Below are 16,454 nucleotides of genomic sequence, written 5' to 3'. Positions count from 1 at the left end.
GGATGCCACGTGAGCGCAGGTCGGCTGTTTACCAGTGAGTCGGTCACCGAAGGTCACCCCGACAAGATCTGTGATGCGATCAGCGACTCGGTGCTCGACGCGCTGCTGGAGCAGGATCCGGCATCGCGGGTTGCGGTGGAGACGCTGGTCACCACCGGCCAGGTGCATGTCGCGGGCGAGGTCACCACATCGGCCTACGCCGATATCCCCAAGATCGTGCGTGAGCGCATCCTGGAGATCGGCTACGACTCCTCGACCAAGGGTTTCGACGGCGCATCCTGTGGCGTGAACATCGCCATCGGCGCGCAGTCCCCGGATATCGCGCAGGGCGTCGACAAGGCGCACGAGGCCCGGGTGGAGGGCGCGGGCGACCCGCTGGACTCCCAGGGCGCCGGTGATCAGGGCCTGATGTTCGGCTACGCCATCGGTGACACCCCCGAACTCATGCCGCTGCCGATCGCGATGGCACACCGGCTGGCCCGCCGCCTCACCGAGGTCCGCAAGAGCGGCGTGCTGGATTACCTGCGCCCGGATGGCAAGACCCAGGTCACCATTCAGTACGACGGCAAGACACCGGTGCGCCTGGACACCGTGGTGCTGTCCACGCAGCACGCCGACGGCATCGACCTGGACGGTCAGCTGACCCCCGACATCCGCGAGAAGGTCGTCAACACCGTTCTCGCCGATCTCGGGCACCAGAGCCTGGACACCTCCGACTACCGGCTGCTGGTCAACCCGACCGGCAAGTTCGTGCTCGGCGGCCCGATGGGTGACGCCGGCCTGACCGGCCGCAAGATCATCGTCGACACCTACGGTGGCTGGGCCCGCCACGGTGGCGGCGCGTTCTCGGGCAAGGATCCGTCAAAGGTGGACCGCTCGGCGGCCTACGCGATGCGCTGGGTGGCCAAGAACGTGGTCGCCGCCGGGCTCGCGGAGCGGGTCGAGGTGCAGGTTGCCTACGCGATCGGCAAGGCCGCCCCGGTCGGGCTGTTCGTCGAGACGTTCGGCACCGAGACCGTCGACCCGGCGCGCATCGAGAAGGCCATCAGCAGCGTGTTCGACCTGCGTCCCGGCGCCATCGTCCGCGACCTGGATCTGCTGCGCCCGATCTACGCGCAGACGGCGGCCTACGGTCACTTCGGACGCACCGATATCGAGCTGCCGTGGGAGCAGACCAACAAGGTCGACGACCTGAAGGCGTCCGTCTAGGCGTCGCTGCGCGCTAGGAACTGAACTCGTAGTCACTGAGCGGGAAGCTGCGGCTGCGCCAGTACGCCTCGGGCGTGCTGGCCGGCCGCAGCGGCACGTCACCGTTCTTGTCGAAGTAGTAGCTGTTGGCCGACGCGCAACTGTCCTGCCAGAAGATCTGGCGGTGCCGTTTGCGCATCATCTCGTCGAAATACCGGGCGTTGGCCTCAGGGCGTATCTCGACGCGGACCGCGCCGGTCCGGTCCGCCTGCTGCAGGCAGCGCACGATATGCCGGGTCTGGGTCTCGATCAACGCGAAATACGAGGAGCCGACGTACCCGTAGGGCCCACAGACGTTGAAGAAGTTCGGGAAGCCGGGCACGCTGACACCCTCGTAGGCCTGCATCCGGTTGCGGGTCCAGAAATCGGCCAGTGACTGGCCACCGGGCCCGATCAACGGGAAGGTCCCGGAGTCGACGTCCATCACCTTGAAACCGGTTGCCAGCACCAGCACGTCGACCTCGTGGACATGTCCGTCCGCGGTGACCACACCGGCCGGGGTGATCCGCTCGATCGGTTCGGTGACCAGGGCGACGTTGTCCCGGTTGAAGGTGCTCAGGTAGCTGTTGTGAAATGCCGGGCGTTTGCAGCCCACCGGGTAGCGCGGGGTCAGCTTGTCCCGCAACACCGGATCCTTGACCTCACGCCGCAGATAGTTCCTCGCCATCCGCTCGGCGCCGCCGCTGAGCGGCAGCACGCTGTGATACTGCGCCGACAGCGGAAAGGTCACCTCGACATAGGCCTGACTGAGCAGCCGCTGGGCGGCACTGCCGAACGGCAGTCGCATCGCCCAGCGGGCCGGCGCGGGCAGGGGCACGTCGAATTTGGGGAAGCACCAGATCGGGGTGCGCTGGAACACGCTGAGCTGGGCGACCTCCGTGGCGATCTCCGGGATCAGTTGCACCGCCGAGGCCCCGGTACCGATCACCGCCACCCGTTGGCCGGTCAGCTCAGTCCCGTGATCCCAGCGGGCGGTGTGCACGGTGGTGCCCGCGAAGGTGTCGACACCCGGGATGTCCGGCAGCTTGGGCACGTTGAGCACACCCGCGGCATTGATCAGATGCCGCGCGGTGATGTCGGCGCCGCTGGTTCTCAGCCGCCACAGGTCGGCGTCCTCGTCGAACACGGCCGCGGTCACCTGGGTGTCGAACCGGATCCGGGAGGCGATCCCGTATTTGGCCACGCAGTGATCGGCGTAGGCCTTGAGCTCGTGACCCGGGGCGTAGGTGCGCGACCAGTCCGGGCTCTGCTCGAACGAGAACTGATAGGAGAACGACGGGATGTCCACGGCGATACCGGGATAGGTGTTCCAGTACCAGGTGCCGCCGGCTTCGGCTCCGGCCTCCACGATGAGGTAGTCGCCCAGGCCGGCCCTGTCCAGGGCGATCGCCGCGCCGATGCCGGAGAACCCGGCGCCGATGATGACGGTGTGGAAATCCGGTGTCATGACAGCACTCTCACGGATGCAGTGCGGCCCGCAGGGCCGCGATCCCGCGTTCGGCGGCCTCGGTGGCGGCGGGGGAGGCCAACGCGAGGCTGACGTAACCGTGCACCATCGTCGGTTCGTTGCTGTGCTGCACCGCGACGCCGGCCGCGGTCAGCAGTTCGGCGTACCTGCCGCCGTCATCGCGCAGCGGATCGTGTTCGGCGGTGCCGATGAAGGCCGGCGGCAGGCCGCGCAGCGACTGGGCGTTGGCCGGTGCGACATCGGTGGGCAGCGTTGCCGGATCGTCGAGGTCGACTCCGGGCAGATACCAGGTCAGGAAGGCATTCATGACGTCCTGGTTGAGGATGTAGGCGTCGGCGTTCTCGATGAACGACGGCGCCTTCAGGTCGCCGACGGCCACCGGATACCACAGCAACTGGAACACCAGCGGCGGTCCGCCGGCGTCGCGGGCGCGCAACGCCATGATCGCCGACAGGTTGCCGCCGGCCGAATCCCCGGCCACCGCAATGCGTGTCGGGTCACCACCGAGTTCGGCGGCGTGCTCGCCCACCCAGCGCAGCGCCGCCCAAGAGTCCTCGACGCCGGCCGGGTACGGGTGCTCGGGGGCCAGTCGGTAGTCCACCGACACCACGATCGCCTCGGCGCCGACCGCATGTGCGCGGGCCACATGGTCATGGGTGTCCAGGTCGCCGATTGCCCAGCCACCACCGTGGTAGTAGACGAGCACCGGCAGGTTGTCGTGCTGTGGCACCGGCGGCCAGTAGATCCGCGCGGGGATATCGGCGAGATCGCCGTACCCGATGGTGCGCTCCTCGATCCGCAACTGCGGGAGCATCTCCGGCGGCGGCCTGAGCGCACGGAACTTCTCGCGGGCCGCATCGACACCGTCTTCGACGGTGAATTCCAGTGGCACGGCGTCCAACAGTGCCTTGAGGTTGGGGTCGACGTCGGGGCGTGTGTCGCCGGAGGACGGCGCGGAGGGAGCCATGACGTCAGGCTAGCCCGCCCCGCAGCGCGGCAAAGGCGAGATCGGCCGCCTCGGTGGCCGCCGGTACCACCCCGTAGTAGCCCAGATAGCCGTGCACCAGGGTTTCGGCGTTGTGTACCTGGGCGGGCACCCCGGCGGCGGCCAGCAGTTCCGCATAGCGGATTCCGTCGTCGCGCAGCGGGTCGTATCCGGCCACCGCGATATAGGCCGGCGCCACACCGGCCAGTGACGCGGCGCGAGCCGGCACCAGGGTGGCCGGCGGATCACTCAGATCGGCGTCACCGGCGTACAGCTTGGAGAAGCCGCCGACCGAGCCACGGTCGAGGATCGGTGCGTCGGCGTTCTCGGTGAACGACGGCAACCTGGTGTCCCAGGTGGTCGCGGGGTACCACAGCAGCTGGGCGCGCAGGTTGAGCCCGGCGTCACGGGCCAGCAGGGCCACCACCGCGGCCAGGTTGCCGCCGGCGGAATCCCCGGCCACGGCGATGCGATCGGGGTCGGCGCCCAGCTCGTCGGCGTGGCCCTCCACCCAGCGCGTCACCGCCCAGACATCGTCGACCGCCGCCGGGTAGGGATGCTCGGGGGCCAGCCGGTAGTCCACCGACACCACCACCGCACCCACCCCGACCGCATGCTCGCGGGCGGTGCCGTCGTAGGTGTCCAGATCGCCGACGACCCAGCCGCCGCCGTGGAAGAACAGCAGTACCGGCGGCTTCTCGGCCGGTTCCGAAGGCCAGTAGATCCGCACCGGCACGCCCTCGATCGCACGGTCCTCGACGCGCAGCTGTTGATGCACCTCGCGGCGCGGCAGCGCGCGGAAACGTTCCCGCGCGGCGGCGGGACCACCCTCCATCGTCAATTGGAACGGCACCGCTTCCAGTACCTTCTCCAGGATGGCGTCCAAGGCGGGTCTGTCGGTACCGGATTCAGGCATGGGTTCACCGTACGCAGCGCCGTGGACCCGGCTGTTCTGGGTGCTGGCGGTCGCCGTCGGCGCCGGCTACGGGGTGTTTCTGGTGACCGTTGCGCTGCGGGTGCCCGCCGGTGCCGAGCTCACCGGGCAGTTCGCCCTGCAGCCCGCCGTCAAGGCCGCCGCCGCGGTGCTGCTGGCGGTGGCCGCGCTGCGCCACCCGATCGCCCGGGAACGGCGCTGGCTGATCGCGGCGTTGATCGGGTCCGCGGCGGGCGACTATCTGCTCGCGATGCCGTGGTGGGCGCCGTCCTTCGTGCTGGGCCTGGCGTCGTTCCTGATCGCCCACCTGTGCTTCCTTGCCGCGTTGGTCCCGCTCGTGGTCAGGCGCACCTCGCGGCTGGTCGCGGCGGCCGTCGTGGTGCTGGCGTGCGTGGCGATGCTGGCGTGGTTCTGGCCGGCCCTGCTGGAGCAGGGCATGGTGCTGCCGGTCACCGTGTACATGGCGGTGCTCGGCGCGATGGTGTGTGCCGCGCTGCTGGCCGCACTGCCGACCCCGTGGACGGCGCTGGGAGCGGTGTGTTTCGCGGTCTCGGATTCGATGATCGGCATCAGCAAGTTCGTGCTCGGGTCGGAGGCCTTGGCGGTCCCCATCTGGTGGGCCTACGCGGCATCGTTGTTCCTGATCACCGCCGGTTTCTACTTCGGCCGGCAGCGCGACGTCGGCGTCCGGGGGCCGCAGGGGTGACGCAGACCCGCCGCGCCGCCGAGCACGAACCCATCGCGCGGGTGCTGCCGATGCTCTCGGTTCCGCACCTGGACCGCGAATTCGACTACCTCGTCTCGGCCGAACAGTCCGACGATGCCCAGCCCGGGGTGCGGGTCCGGGTGCGTTTCCACGGCCGGCTGGTGGACGCCTTCGTCCTGGAAAGGCGTTCGGACACCGATCATTCGGGGAAACTCGGCTGGCTGGACCGGGTGGTCTCCGCCGAGCCGGTGCTGACACCGGATATCCGCAGGCTCACCGACGCCGTCGCGGCCCGCTATGTCGGCACCCGCCCCGACGTGTTGCGGCTGGCCATCCCGCCGCGGCACGCCGGCGTCGAGAAGAAGCCACCGGCCGAGCTGCCGCCGTTGGCGCACCAGCCGGTCGACGAGGCGGGTTGGGCGCAATACGGGCGCGGCGAACAGTTCCTGGCCGCGATCCGGGAGGGCCGGGCGGCGCGGGCCGTCTGGCAGGCCCTGCCCGGTGAACACTGGACGCTGCGGCTCGCCGAGGCCGCGGCGGTGTCCGTGCACGCCGGGCGCGGTGCCCTCATCGTGGTGCCCGATCAGCGGGATGTCGACGCCGTGCACGCGGCGGCGGTGGGCTGCGTGGACGAATCCCGGGTGGTGGCGCTGTCCGCCGGGCTGGGTCCCTCACAGCGCTACCGGCGCTGGCTGGCGGTGCTGCGTGGACAGGCCCGGCTGGTCATCGGCACCCGCAGCGCGGTATTCGCGCCCATCGCCGACCTCGGCCTGGTCATCGTCTGGGACGACGGCGACGACAACCTGGCCGAACCGCGCGCGCCGTATCCGCACGCCCGCGAGGTGGCCATGCTGCGCGCACACCAATTGCGCTGTGCCGCAATCATCGGCGGGTACGCCAGGACCGCCGAGGCGCACGCGCTGGTGCGCAGCCGGTGGGCCCACGACCTGGTTGCGACCCGCCCGGTGGTGCGCAACCACGCGCCTCGGGTGGTGGCCCTGGACGACAACGCTTTCGACCAGGAACGTGACCCGGCGGCGCACACCGCGCGGCTGCCGTCGATGGCGTTGCGCACCGCCCGCGCCGCGCTGGAGGCCGGGCACCCGGTGCTCGTGCAGGTGCCGCGGCGGGGATACGTGCCGGCACTGGCCTGCGCCCGCTGCCGCACCGTGGCGCGGTGTCGGCACTGCACCGGGCCGCTGTCGCTGCCCGACCGCGATACCCATGGCGCGGTGTGTCGTTGGTGTGCCCGCGCGGAACTGACGCTGCGGTGTGTGAGCTGCGGATCGGATGCGGTGCGCGCGGTGGTGGTTGGTGCGCGACGGACCGCCGAGGAGCTCGGCCGGGCGCTGCCTGGTGCCAGCGTCGTCACTTCCGGCGGAGAGTCGGTGCTGTCCACGGTGGGACCGAAACCGGCGGTCATCGTCGCCACCCCGGGCGCGGAGCCGGTGGCCGAGGGCGGTTACGGCGCCGCGCTGCTGCTCGACAGCTGGGCGCTGCTGGGCCGCCAGGATCTGCGGGCGGCCGAGGACACGTTGCGGCGCTGGATGGCCGCGGCGGCTCTGGTGCGCAGCCGCGCGGACGGGGGGTCGGTGGCGGTGATCGCCGAGTCGGCGATCCCGACCGTGCAATCGCTGATCCGCTGGGACCCGGTCGGCCACGCGGAATCCGAGCTCGATGCCCGCGACGAGGTGGCGTTGCCGCCCGCGGTCCATCTCGCGGTGCTCGACGGGGTGCCCGAGGCCGTCATCGCCCTGCTGGAGGCCGCCGAACTGCCGCCCGCAGCGGAATCGCTGGGACCGGTGGAGCTGCCGCCCGGCGCGCGCCGACCGCCCGGTATCGCGGTGGACAGTGTGGTGAGCCGGATGCTCGTGCGGGTGCCACGCACCGGCGGCCTGGACCTCGCGGCGGCCCTGCGTCGCGCGGTGAACACGCTCAGCGCCCGTCACGATCATCAGCCGGTGCGTGTCCAAATGGACCCCCTGCACATAGGCTAGGCAGCACAACTGGTGCGGAGGTGGGTATGGGGCGGCTGTTCAAGCTACTGATCCCGTTGGTGCTCATCGCGTTTGGCCTGCTGTGGCCGGTGGTGTTCAGCGCGACCCCGACCGGTGGTGGCGACGCCTCCTCGGATCCGGTGGTCATCAGTGACTACACCGCCCACTACACGGTGGACGCCGACGGTGACCTGGACGCCGTCGAGACCATCACCGGTGAATTCCCCGTCGGACGGCACGGCATCTTCCGGTACTGGGATGTGGCCAATCAGAACAGCCCCAAGGTGCGGCAGGTCCCGCAGATCCAGTCGATCCTTTGGGACGGTGAACCGGCGCCCTATCAGCTGCTCTGGGACGGCCGGGACCGGTTCCGGGTGGCCAAGATCGGCAGCCCCGACAGCACGCTGACCCCCGGGCCGCACGTGTTCGAGATCCGGTACCGCATCCCCGGCGTGCTCGACCCCGGAACCTCGGGCGCCGGTGAGCAATTCGGTGGTTCGACGGGCGAGGCGAGCGCGCCGACGGTGTTCTTCTGGAACGTCGTCGCACCCGCCTGGAACAACAGAATCCAGAACGTCGACATCACCGTCACCCTGCCCGAGCCGGTGGTCGGCGCCCAGTGCTCGGTCGGACACGGCCGCGGCTATGCCTGCAGTGATCTCACCGTCGACGGCAACACCGTGCGGCTGGCCGCGCAGTGGCTGGGACCGCACACCCCGGTCACTCTGCGGGCAGGCATGGACATGCCGACACCGCCGCGCGCCGAACTGCTGTGGACCTACCACTGGGACCGGGTTCTGGGGCAGTCGACCACCCGGGTGGTGGTGCTGCTGGGCCTCGCTCTGCTTGCCGGCCTGGCGGCCATCCTGTGGTCGCGCAGCACCGTCGAGGCGCCGCCGGGATTCCCGATCCAGTACGCACCGCCGCCTGGTCTGGGTCCCGTGCAGACCGAGTACATCCGCACCGAATCGGTGCCCAAGAACGGCCTGACCGCGACGCTTTTCTACCTCGCCGAACGCAAACTCGTCGACCTGCGCCAGGTCAACGACAAACAGTGGACGGTGACCGGTGCCGTGCCGCTCGGCGGATGGGCAGACGTCGATCCGGTCAGCCTCGCCGTGGGCAAGGCACTGAAAGTGACCGACAAGGGTGCCGAATTCACTGCGAAGAAGACCGTGAAATCGGGGGAGAAACTCAGCAAGGCCAAGACCGGCATGACCACCGCGGTGCAGAAGTGGGCCCTCGACGAGGGCCTGATGGTGAAACGTCGCAAGGAACTGTGGTTGCGCGCTGCCAATGCCGTCGCGGCGATCCTGATGGTGTGCGGGTTCTTCCGGTGGGGGTTTCCGATCACCCTGTGGGCGCTGCCGTTCGCGGTGTTCTTCTTGTTCTCCGCGGCGTCGTGGCGTGCCGGGGTAGGCACCCGGCGTACCGCGGCGGGTCGCGAACTATGGTCACGCGCAGGCGGATTCCACCGGTTGCTGTCCACCGACTCGGCGGAGAGCCGGTTCGACTTCGGGGCGCGCAGGGACCTCTACGCGGCCTACGTGCCGTTCGCGGTCGCCGCGGGCAGCGCGGCGCTGTGGGCGCAGAAGTATCGCGATGTCACCGGGGCGGTTGCACCGCAACCGGAGTGGTACCACTCGTCGTCCGGCACGTCCTGGGGTCTGTCCGGTGGTTCCGGCGGGGCCGGATTCGACAGTTTCGAATCGGCGCTGTCGTCATCGATCGGTGCCTACACCGCGTCGCAGTCGTCGTCCTCCAGCGGCGGCAGCAGTAGCGGCGGTGGGGGCGGCGGCGGTGGCGGTGGCGGCGGAGGAGGTGGAGGCGGATCATGGTGAGGTTCTTGCTGATTCTGGTACTGGCGATCGCCGTACTGGTGCTGATCGGGTTGGTGGTCGGCTACAACAAGCTCAAGTCGGCCGACGTGCGGGTGGCCGAAGCGCTGTCCGGGATCGATGTCGAACTGACCCGCCGCGCGGCGCTGATCCCGAGCCTGGTGCACACGGTGGGCTCGTTCGCCACCCACGAGAAGGCGATCCTCGATCACATCACCGACGCCCGGGCCGCACTGAACGCCGCCACCGGCGGTGAATCGGTGGCCCGGCGCAGCGCCGCGGAGGGTGAACTGGACACCGCGCTCGGCCAGGTGCTGGCGCTCGGGCAGAGTTACCCACAGCTCAACTCGTCGACCAACTTCCTGAATCTGCAGGAGAACCTGACCGACACCGAGAACAAGCTGGCCTTTGCCCGGCAGTACTACAACGACGCGGTGGCCGGGGTGAACCGGTTGATCACCACGATGCCGTGGATGTTCGTGGCGCCGATCGCCGGTGTGCAGGAACGCGAGTTCTACCAGACCCCACGTCTTCCCTAGACTGGCTCGGTGCGACTCATCTTTGCCGGAACCCCGGAGCCCGCGCTGCCCTCGTTGCGCAGACTGATCGACTCCGAGAATCACGATGTCGTCGCGGTGCTGACCCGGCCCGATGCCGCAGCCGGCCGGCGCGGCACGCCGGCGCCGTCCCCGGTGGCCCAGCTGGCCACCGAGCACGGCATCCCGGTGCTCAAGCCCGAGCGGCCCAACACCGCGGAGTTCGTCGCCGAACTGACCGCCCTGGCGCCCGACGCCTGCGCGGTGGTCGCCTACGGCGCGCTGCTGCGCGCCGACCTGCTGGCCGTGCCGCCGCACGGCTGGGTGAATCTGCACTTCTCGCTGCTTCCGGCCTGGCGCGGAGCCGCCCCGGTGCAAGCCGCGATCGCCGCGGGGGACGAGGTGACCGGGGCGACCACCTTCCAGATCGAACTCGACCTGGACTCCGGACCCGTCTACGGCGTCGTCACCGAGACCATCCGCCCGACCGACACAGCCGGGGATCTGCTTGAGCGCCTGTCAGTTTCGGGTGCGGGACTATTGGAGGCCACCATGGACGGCATCGCCGACGGAACGCTGAACCCGGTACCTCAGCCCGCCGACGGGGTCACCGTCGCGCCCAAGATCACCGTCGAGGAGGCGCGGGTGCGCTGGGAACTGCCCGCCCACGCGGTCGATCGCCGGGTCCGGGCGGTCACCCCGAACCCCGGCGCCTGGACGATGATCGGCGATGTGCGGGTCAAGGTCGGCCCGGTGCGTCCCGATGACTCGAAGGTGCTCGCCGCGGGCGAGCTCGAGGTCGGCAGGCGTGAGGTATGGATCGGCACCGGTTCCCATGCGGTGGCGCTGAGCTGGGTTCAGCCGCCCGGGAAGAAACCGATGAACGCTGCCGACTGGGCGCGCGGAGCACGTCCGGACGCATCGGTGCGGGCGCTGTGACCCGGCCCTCGTCGTCCGGGCGTGGCGGACGCCCGTCGCGTCATCACTCCACCAACACACCGCAGCGCAAGGGGCCGGCACGCAAGCCGCTGGACCCGGCCCGGCGCGCCGCATTCGACGTGCTGCGCGCGGTCAGTGAACGCGACGCCTACGCCAACCTGACCCTGCCGGCCCTGCTGCGCGACCGGGGAATCAAGGGGCTCGACGCCGCCTTCGCCACCGAACTTGCCTACGGCACCTGCCGCACCCGCGGCCTGCTGGACGCCGTGATCAGTTCGGCGGCCGACCGGCCCGTCGACCAGATCGACTCGGTTCTGCTGGATCTGTTGCGGCTGGGCAGCTACCAGCTGCTGCGCACCAGGGTGGATGCGCACGCCGCCCTCGACACCACCGTCGACCAGGCGGGAATCGAATTCGATTCGGTACGTGCAGGTTTCGTCAACGGTGTGCTGCGCAAGATCGCCGGCCAGGATGAACAGGCCTGGGTCGCCGAACTCGCACCGCCGCAGGCCACCGATCCGATCGGGCATGCCGCCTTCGTCAACGCCCACCCACGGTGGGTGGCCCAGGCCTTCGTCGATGCGCTCGGTGCCGGCGCCGGGCAGCTCGGCGCGCTGCTCGCCAGCGATGACGAGCGTCCCGTCGTTCACCTGGCCGCCCGGCCCGGGGTGCTGACCGCCGCGGACCTCGCCGCCCAGGTCAAGGGAACCGTCGGCCGGTACTCGCCGTATGCGGTCTACCTGTCCGGCGGTGACCCGGGCGATCTGGCCGCGGTGCGGGAAGGCACCGCGCTGGTGCAGGACGAAGGATCGCAGCTGGTGGCCCGCGCCGTGACCTTGGCCACCGTGGACGGCCCCGACCACGGCCGGTGGCTGGACCTGTGCTCGGGACCGGGCGGCAAGACCGCGCTGATCGCGGCGCTGGCCGGGGATGCCCGTGTCACCGCGGTGGAGCCCGCCGAACACCGGGCCGATTTCGTGGAGCGGAACACCGCCGGGCTGCCCGTCGACGTGCTGCGGGTGGACGGGCGGGAGTCCGGGCTGGAACCCGCGAGCTTCGACCGGGTGCTGGTCGACGCTCCGTGCACCGGTCTGGGTGCGCTGCGGCGCAGGCCCGAGGCGCGCTGGCGGCGCCAGCCCGGCGATGTGCCGACGCTGGCGAAGTTGCAGCGTGAGCTGCTGGCAGCGGCGATCGCGCTGACCCGGCCCGGCGGCGTGGTGCTCTACGCCACCTGCTCACCGCATCTGGCCGAGACCGTCGGGGTGGTGGCCGACGCGCTGCGCAGGCAACCGGTGACGGCGATGGACACCCGGGAGTTCTTCCCCGGGGTCGATCAGCTCGGAGATGGACCGTATGTGCAGCTCTGGCCACACCTGCATGGCACCGATGCGATGTTCGCCGCCGCGTTGAAAGTAGGCTGACCGCCATGTCTGGACAATCTCCCGTCGCTCCGCTCGCCCAGGCCCCGCTCATCGCGCCGTCCATTCTCGCCGCCGACTTCGCCAGGCTGTCCGACGAAGTCGCCGCCGTCGCCGGTGCGGACTGGCTGCACGTCGATGTGATGGACAACCACTTCGTGCCGAACCTCACGCTGGGGCTGCCCGTGGTCGAGAGCCTGCTCAAGGTCACCGACATCCCGATGGACTGTCACCTGATGATCGATCAGCCCGAGCGGTGGGCGCCGCCGTACGCCGAGGCCGGCGCCTACAACGTGACGTTTCATGCCGAGGCCACCGACAACCCGGTGGGTGTCGCGCGCGATATCCGCGCCGCGGGCGCCAGGGCGGGCCTGTCGGTGAAGCCGGGCACCCCGTTGGAGCCCTACCTGGAGATCCTGCGGGAGTTCGACACCCTGCTGGTGATGTCGGTGGAGCCGGGCTTCGGTGGCCAGAAGTTCATCCCCGAGGTCCTCGCCAAGGTGTCCACCGTGCGCCGTCTCGTCGATTCGGGGGAGCTGACCATCGTGGTGGAGATCGACGGTGGCATCAACGCCGACACCATCGAGGCCGCCGCGGAGGCCGGTGTGGACTGTTTTGTCGCGGGATCCGCGGTGTACAGCGCCGAGGATCCGGCCGAGGCGGTGCGGCGCCTGCGCAGGCAGGCTGCCGCGGCCTCACCACACCTGACGCTATGAGCGGTGACGCCCCGAAGCGGCCGGTGAGCCTGGAAGCCGCGATGCGGCTGGCCATCGAGCAGGCAGACCGGGTCAAGGGCGCCACCTACCCGAATCCGCCCGTGGGCGCGGTGATCCTGGATGCCGCCGGCGAGGTGGTCGGCGTCGGTGCGACCGAGCCGACCGGGGGAGCGCATGCCGAGGTGGTGGCGTTGCGCCGGGCGGGTGAGTTGGCACGCGGGGGAACCGCGGTGGTCACCTTGGAACCGTGCAATCACCACGGTCGTACCCCGCCGTGCGTGGACGGCCTTCTGGCAGCAGGGCTTTCGCGGGTGGTGTACGCCGTCTCGGATCCCAATCCGTTGGCCGCGGGTGGGGCATCGCGGCTGGGAGCGGCCGGTGTCGAGGTGCAATCCGGGGTGCTCGGGACCGATGTCGCCGGCGGACCGTTGCGCGAATGGCTGCACAAGCAGCGCACCGGGTTGCCGCATGTCACGTGGAAATTCGCCACCAGCGTGGACGGGCGCAGCGCTGCCGCCGACGGCAGCAGCCAGTGGATCACCAGCGAGGCCGCCCGCGCCGACGTGCACCGCCGGCGCGGCGTGGTCGAGGCCATCGTGGTCGGCACCGGCACGGTGCTTTTCGACGACCCGACGCTGACCGCGCGCCTGCCCGACGGCAGCCTCGCCGGGCGTCAACCGTTGCGGGTGGTGGTCGGGGAGCGGGAGATATCACCGGAATCCAACGTGCTCAACGATGACTCGCGCACCATGGTGATCCGCACCCACGACCCGCACGAGGTGATGCGCGCCCTGTCCGACCGGACGGCCGTTCTGCTCGAGGGTGGCCCGACGCTGGCCGGTGCGTTCCTGCGCGCGGGTGTGATCGACCGCATCCTGGCGTATGTGGCTCCCATGCTGCTGGGCGGGCCGATCACGGCGGTCGACGATGTCGGGGTGCTCACCATCGCCGGTGCGCAACGCTGGCGCTTCGACGGAATCGAGGCGATCGGGCCCGATGTGCGACTCAGTCTGGTGCCGCACTGAGCTGTGATCGCAGCCACAGTTCTGCTGGTGATGTGATGTTCAATCCTGTTGCCCGAGTGGCCTTTGCCGGGTGTTGTAGGCGGGTGCCGGGGTCGGTCCGCCGGTAGACTTCGGTCAAAGCGCCTTCACCGACGAGTCGCTCGGGGATTGCACTAACAAAGGATGACGAGCATGACTGCCTTGCAGGACTGGCTCAACAGCGGGCCGGTCAACCCGCAGAACGTCAGATCGCTGGTCTTCGGTGTGCTGCGGATGGGACCTCAGCAGGTCCAGTACCCGCGTGCGCCCAAGATCATGCAGCGCGGCCTTGAGCGCTGCTGATTTGCTGTACTAGCGTTCCGGGGTACAGAACCACACCGCCTGGGGGCCCGTGCGCGTCCAGGTAGCCCCCAATTCTTGCCGCTGATCCGCGATGATGTTCTGCAGAGCGGTTTTCCCGCAGATTCCGGCGGGCGGCAAGGAGATGGTGATGAGCACGTCGGCAGAATCCCGAGGCCCCGGCGAGGGACGCGTTCTTTCGCTGGCGCCGCTCACCGTGCTGGAACTCGATCCGGCCGAACTCGTCGATTGTGCGGCGTCGGCGGGATATGGCGCCGTCGGCTTGAGGCTGATCCGCGCGACCGCACAGGAGCCGCTGCGGCCGACCATCGGTCGGACTCCACTGATCCTGGAAACCAAGCGCCGCCTTGATGATTCGGGACTACGTTTGGTGGATATCGAGGTGCTGCGGCTACGTCCGGAGACCAGGGTCCGCGCAGATTTCGAGGCCTTTCTGGAGACGGGGGCGTTTCTCGGGGCCACCGAGATCCTGGTGACGGGCAATGACCCCGACCACAGCCGGACCGCGCACAATCTCGCTGAGCTGGCTTTGCTGGCAGCCGAATTCGGGCTGACTCCCAACCTGGAGCCGATGCCGTGGACCGAGGTCAAGGACCTTCATCAGGGTGTGGCGATTCTGACGGCGTGCCAGGCGGGCGTCGGTCTGCTGGTGGACGCCATCCACTATCACCGAGCCATGAACTCGCCCGCCGAACTGGCCGCGCTGCCGCAGGAGTGGATTCGCTACGCGCAGATCTGTGACGCACCTGCCGAACATCCGGGCACGGTGGCGGAAATGATGCGCCAGGGCCGCGGCGCGCGGCTGCTTCCGGGCACCGGAGGTATCGATTTGGTCTCGATGTTGCGTGCCCTGCCGGCGGGTATCCCGATCAGCGTGGAGGCCCCGCTGCTCAGCGACGCACCGGCGGCGGTCCGGGCGGCGGCGGCGGCGCGGGCTGCGCGCGACGTGCTGGCGCTGGCCGACGACACGACGTGGTCATCGCTCGTCCGTTCTGCCTGACACCCTGTCGAAGGTGCCTCGTTCCCGTGTGGTGATCGGTGTGCTCGGTGGCCTGCTGCTGACGTGCGGCGCCGCGGGCATTGGCGCGCATTTCGTCGGAGTGACCAGTACCGCGGTCGCCTGGATCGCGGCGTTCACCCCGTTGGGCGCCATCGCCTCGGCGCTCGCGCTGGTGCTGCTGTTGCTCGGTCGCCATCGGTGGCCCGCCGTGATGGCGTCGGTCGTGGTGATCGTCGGTGTGGGGACTCAGGTGCCGCTCTACCTCGGTGGTGCGGTGGCGCAACCGTCGGCGGGGTCGGTGCGGGTCATGCAGGCCAACATTCGGCTCGGCGAAGCGGATCTCGGGGCGTTGGTGCGCTCGGTGCGCAGCCGGAGTGTCGATCTGTTGACCGTGATCGAACTGACGCAACCTGCGGTGGCCCGGTTGGCGGCCGCGGGCATCGCCGACGTGTTGCCCCATTCGTGTGCACGCCCGCGCGCCGGCGGCGGCGGTGCCGGAATCTACTCGCGCTTCCCGCTGCGCGATTGCGGCCAGCTGGACGGGTTCGTGCTCAACAATCTGCGAGCCGTTGCGGGGATCCCGGGCACGGTCCCGACCGCGGTGTACGCGTTGCATCCGCTACCGCCGTATCCCGAGCCGGCCTGGAAGTGGGTGTACGAGTTGAAACGGCTGCGGCCGATCTTCGAAGCCGAGCGCCACCCGATGATTGTCGGCGCGGATTTCAACTCGACCTATGACCACCGTCAGTACCGCGAGCTCCTCGCGAACTCGACACGGTCCGGCACCGCGCCGTTGGTCGACGCCGCCGAGTATGTCGGCGCCGGGGTCGTTCCCACCTTCCCCGCCGGCCGCGTCATTCCGCCGCTGCTCGCCATCGATCGCATCCTGGCCCGTGGCCCGGTGCCGGAGTCGTTCGAGCGGTTCGACGTACCCGGATCCGACCACTTCGGTGTCATTGGCAATCTTGCTATCCCAGAGATGAATTCAAACTAGCGCAGATTTGATTTCATCTGATCCTTTGCTGCACAGACGATTTCGTACTCCGACGAACGGCGCCCGGGGTGTGGGCTGCGTCATAGCCTTCTACGTAGCTGCCAATTATCTGTGAATTCTCGCTAACGTCATTCTCGCAATCAAACTCACCAGCGGCAGGCCGCACGTGGACGCGTGTCCGCGATCGCATACCCGGTGCCTTCCAGTCCTGAAAGGTAATGACTCCCTTGACAGATACCGTGGAGGGTACGGGTGTGGAGCGAATGTCGAAGACAATCGACATCGCGGTCGATACCGTCTCCAGCAAACAT

15 protein-coding genes are annotated in these 16,454 nt (G+C 69.4%); 12 read left to right on the top strand and 3 right to left on the bottom strand.

What is annotated here, in order from left to right; all coding sequences use genetic code 11:
* Window positions 1-9 precede the first annotated feature (9 nt).
* Window positions 10-1,209 carry a methionine adenosyltransferase gene (gene metK / locus EXE63_RS30905; RefSeq protein ID WP_168145117.1) on the top strand — a complete coding sequence of 400 codons (1,200 nt, stop codon included), beginning with the start codon at window positions 10-12 and terminating at the stop codon, window positions 1,207-1,209.
* Between the two features lie 13 nt (window positions 1,210-1,222).
* Here the strand turns inward: metK and EXE63_RS30900 are convergent, their stop codons facing one another.
* From EXE63_RS30900 to EXE63_RS30890, 3 genes are read right to left on the bottom strand one after another with little or no spacing between them, the layout of a single operon-like run.
* Window positions 1,223-2,695, bottom strand: coding sequence for a flavin-containing monooxygenase (locus EXE63_RS30900; RefSeq protein ID WP_168145116.1), 1,473 nt, complete (start codon window positions 2,693-2,695; stop codon window positions 1,223-1,225).
* A gap of 10 nt (window positions 2,696-2,705) precedes the next feature.
* Entirely contained in the window at window positions 2,706-3,683 is a 978-nt protein-coding gene (locus tag EXE63_RS30895; protein WP_168145115.1) for an alpha/beta hydrolase, read from the bottom strand.
* 4 nt (window positions 3,684-3,687) lie between these two features.
* Window positions 3,688-4,617 carry an alpha/beta hydrolase gene (locus tag EXE63_RS30890; RefSeq protein WP_168145114.1) on the bottom strand — a complete coding sequence of 310 codons (930 nt, stop codon included), beginning with the start codon at window positions 4,615-4,617 and terminating at the stop codon, window positions 3,688-3,690.
* Here EXE63_RS30890 and EXE63_RS30885 point away from each other — a divergent pair.
* The 11 genes from EXE63_RS30885 (at window position 4,616) to EXE63_RS30835 (ending at window position 16,143) form a co-directional block, all read left to right on the top strand.
* On the top strand, window positions 4,616-5,341 hold the full coding sequence (locus EXE63_RS30885; protein ID WP_210000163.1) for a lysoplasmalogenase: 726 nt from the start codon (window positions 4,616-4,618) through the stop codon (window positions 5,339-5,341). The two genes, EXE63_RS30890 and EXE63_RS30885, sit on opposite strands and share 2 nt — an antisense overlap.
* Complete coding sequence (locus EXE63_RS30880) at window positions 5,338-7,338, top strand: primosomal protein N' (RefSeq protein WP_234904336.1); 2,001 nt, start codon at window positions 5,338-5,340, stop codon at window positions 7,336-7,338. The genes EXE63_RS30885 and EXE63_RS30880 overlap by 4 nt, the downstream gene beginning before the upstream one ends.
* A gap of 26 nt (window positions 7,339-7,364) precedes the next feature.
* Window positions 7,365-9,179 carry a DUF2207 domain-containing protein gene (locus EXE63_RS30875; RefSeq protein ID WP_168145112.1) on the top strand — a complete coding sequence of 605 codons (1,815 nt, stop codon included), beginning with the start codon at window positions 7,365-7,367 and terminating at the stop codon, window positions 9,177-9,179.
* Window positions 9,173-9,715, top strand: coding sequence for a LemA family protein (locus EXE63_RS30870; RefSeq protein ID WP_168145111.1), 543 nt, complete (start codon window positions 9,173-9,175; stop codon window positions 9,713-9,715). The genes EXE63_RS30875 and EXE63_RS30870 overlap by 7 nt, the downstream gene beginning before the upstream one ends.
* Window positions 9,716-9,724: 9 nt before the next feature.
* Entirely contained in the window at window positions 9,725-10,651 is a 927-nt protein-coding gene (fmt, locus tag EXE63_RS30865; RefSeq protein WP_168145110.1) for a methionyl-tRNA formyltransferase, read from the top strand.
* Window positions 10,606-12,072: an RsmB/NOP family class I SAM-dependent RNA methyltransferase gene (locus tag EXE63_RS30860; protein WP_210000951.1), complete on the top strand. Its 1,467-nt coding sequence runs from the start codon at window positions 10,606-10,608 to the stop codon at window positions 12,070-12,072. The genes fmt and EXE63_RS30860 overlap by 46 nt, the downstream gene beginning before the upstream one ends.
* A gap of 5 nt (window positions 12,073-12,077) precedes the next feature.
* Window positions 12,078-12,785, top strand: coding sequence for a ribulose-phosphate 3-epimerase (rpe, locus tag EXE63_RS30855; protein ID WP_168145108.1), 708 nt, complete (start codon window positions 12,078-12,080; stop codon window positions 12,783-12,785).
* A 23-nt stretch (window positions 12,786-12,808) separates the two neighbouring features.
* Window positions 12,809-13,810, top strand: coding sequence for a bifunctional diaminohydroxyphosphoribosylaminopyrimidine deaminase/5-amino-6-(5-phosphoribosylamino)uracil reductase RibD (gene ribD, locus EXE63_RS30850; RefSeq protein ID WP_168145871.1), 1,002 nt, complete (start codon window positions 12,809-12,811; stop codon window positions 13,808-13,810).
* Window positions 13,811-13,981: 171 nt separating this feature from the next.
* Window positions 13,982-14,131 carry a hypothetical protein gene (locus EXE63_RS30845; RefSeq protein WP_168145107.1) on the top strand — a complete coding sequence of 50 codons (150 nt, stop codon included), beginning with the start codon at window positions 13,982-13,984 and terminating at the stop codon, window positions 14,129-14,131.
* Between the two features lie 148 nt (window positions 14,132-14,279).
* Window positions 14,280-15,149 carry a sugar phosphate isomerase/epimerase family protein gene (locus EXE63_RS30840; RefSeq protein ID WP_168145106.1) on the top strand — a complete coding sequence of 290 codons (870 nt, stop codon included), beginning with the start codon at window positions 14,280-14,282 and terminating at the stop codon, window positions 15,147-15,149.
* A 13-nt stretch (window positions 15,150-15,162) separates the two neighbouring features.
* On the top strand, window positions 15,163-16,143 hold the full coding sequence (locus EXE63_RS30835) for an endonuclease/exonuclease/phosphatase family protein (protein WP_234904335.1): 981 nt from the start codon (window positions 15,163-15,165) through the stop codon (window positions 16,141-16,143).
* Window positions 16,144-16,454: the final 311 nt, after the last annotated feature.

Source organism: Mycolicibacterium frederiksbergense, assembly GCF_012223425.1.
Lineage (GTDB): Bacteria > Actinomycetota > Actinomycetes > Mycobacteriales > Mycobacteriaceae > Mycobacterium > Mycobacterium frederiksbergense.
This window is presented reverse-complemented; position numbering and strand designations above follow the sequence as displayed.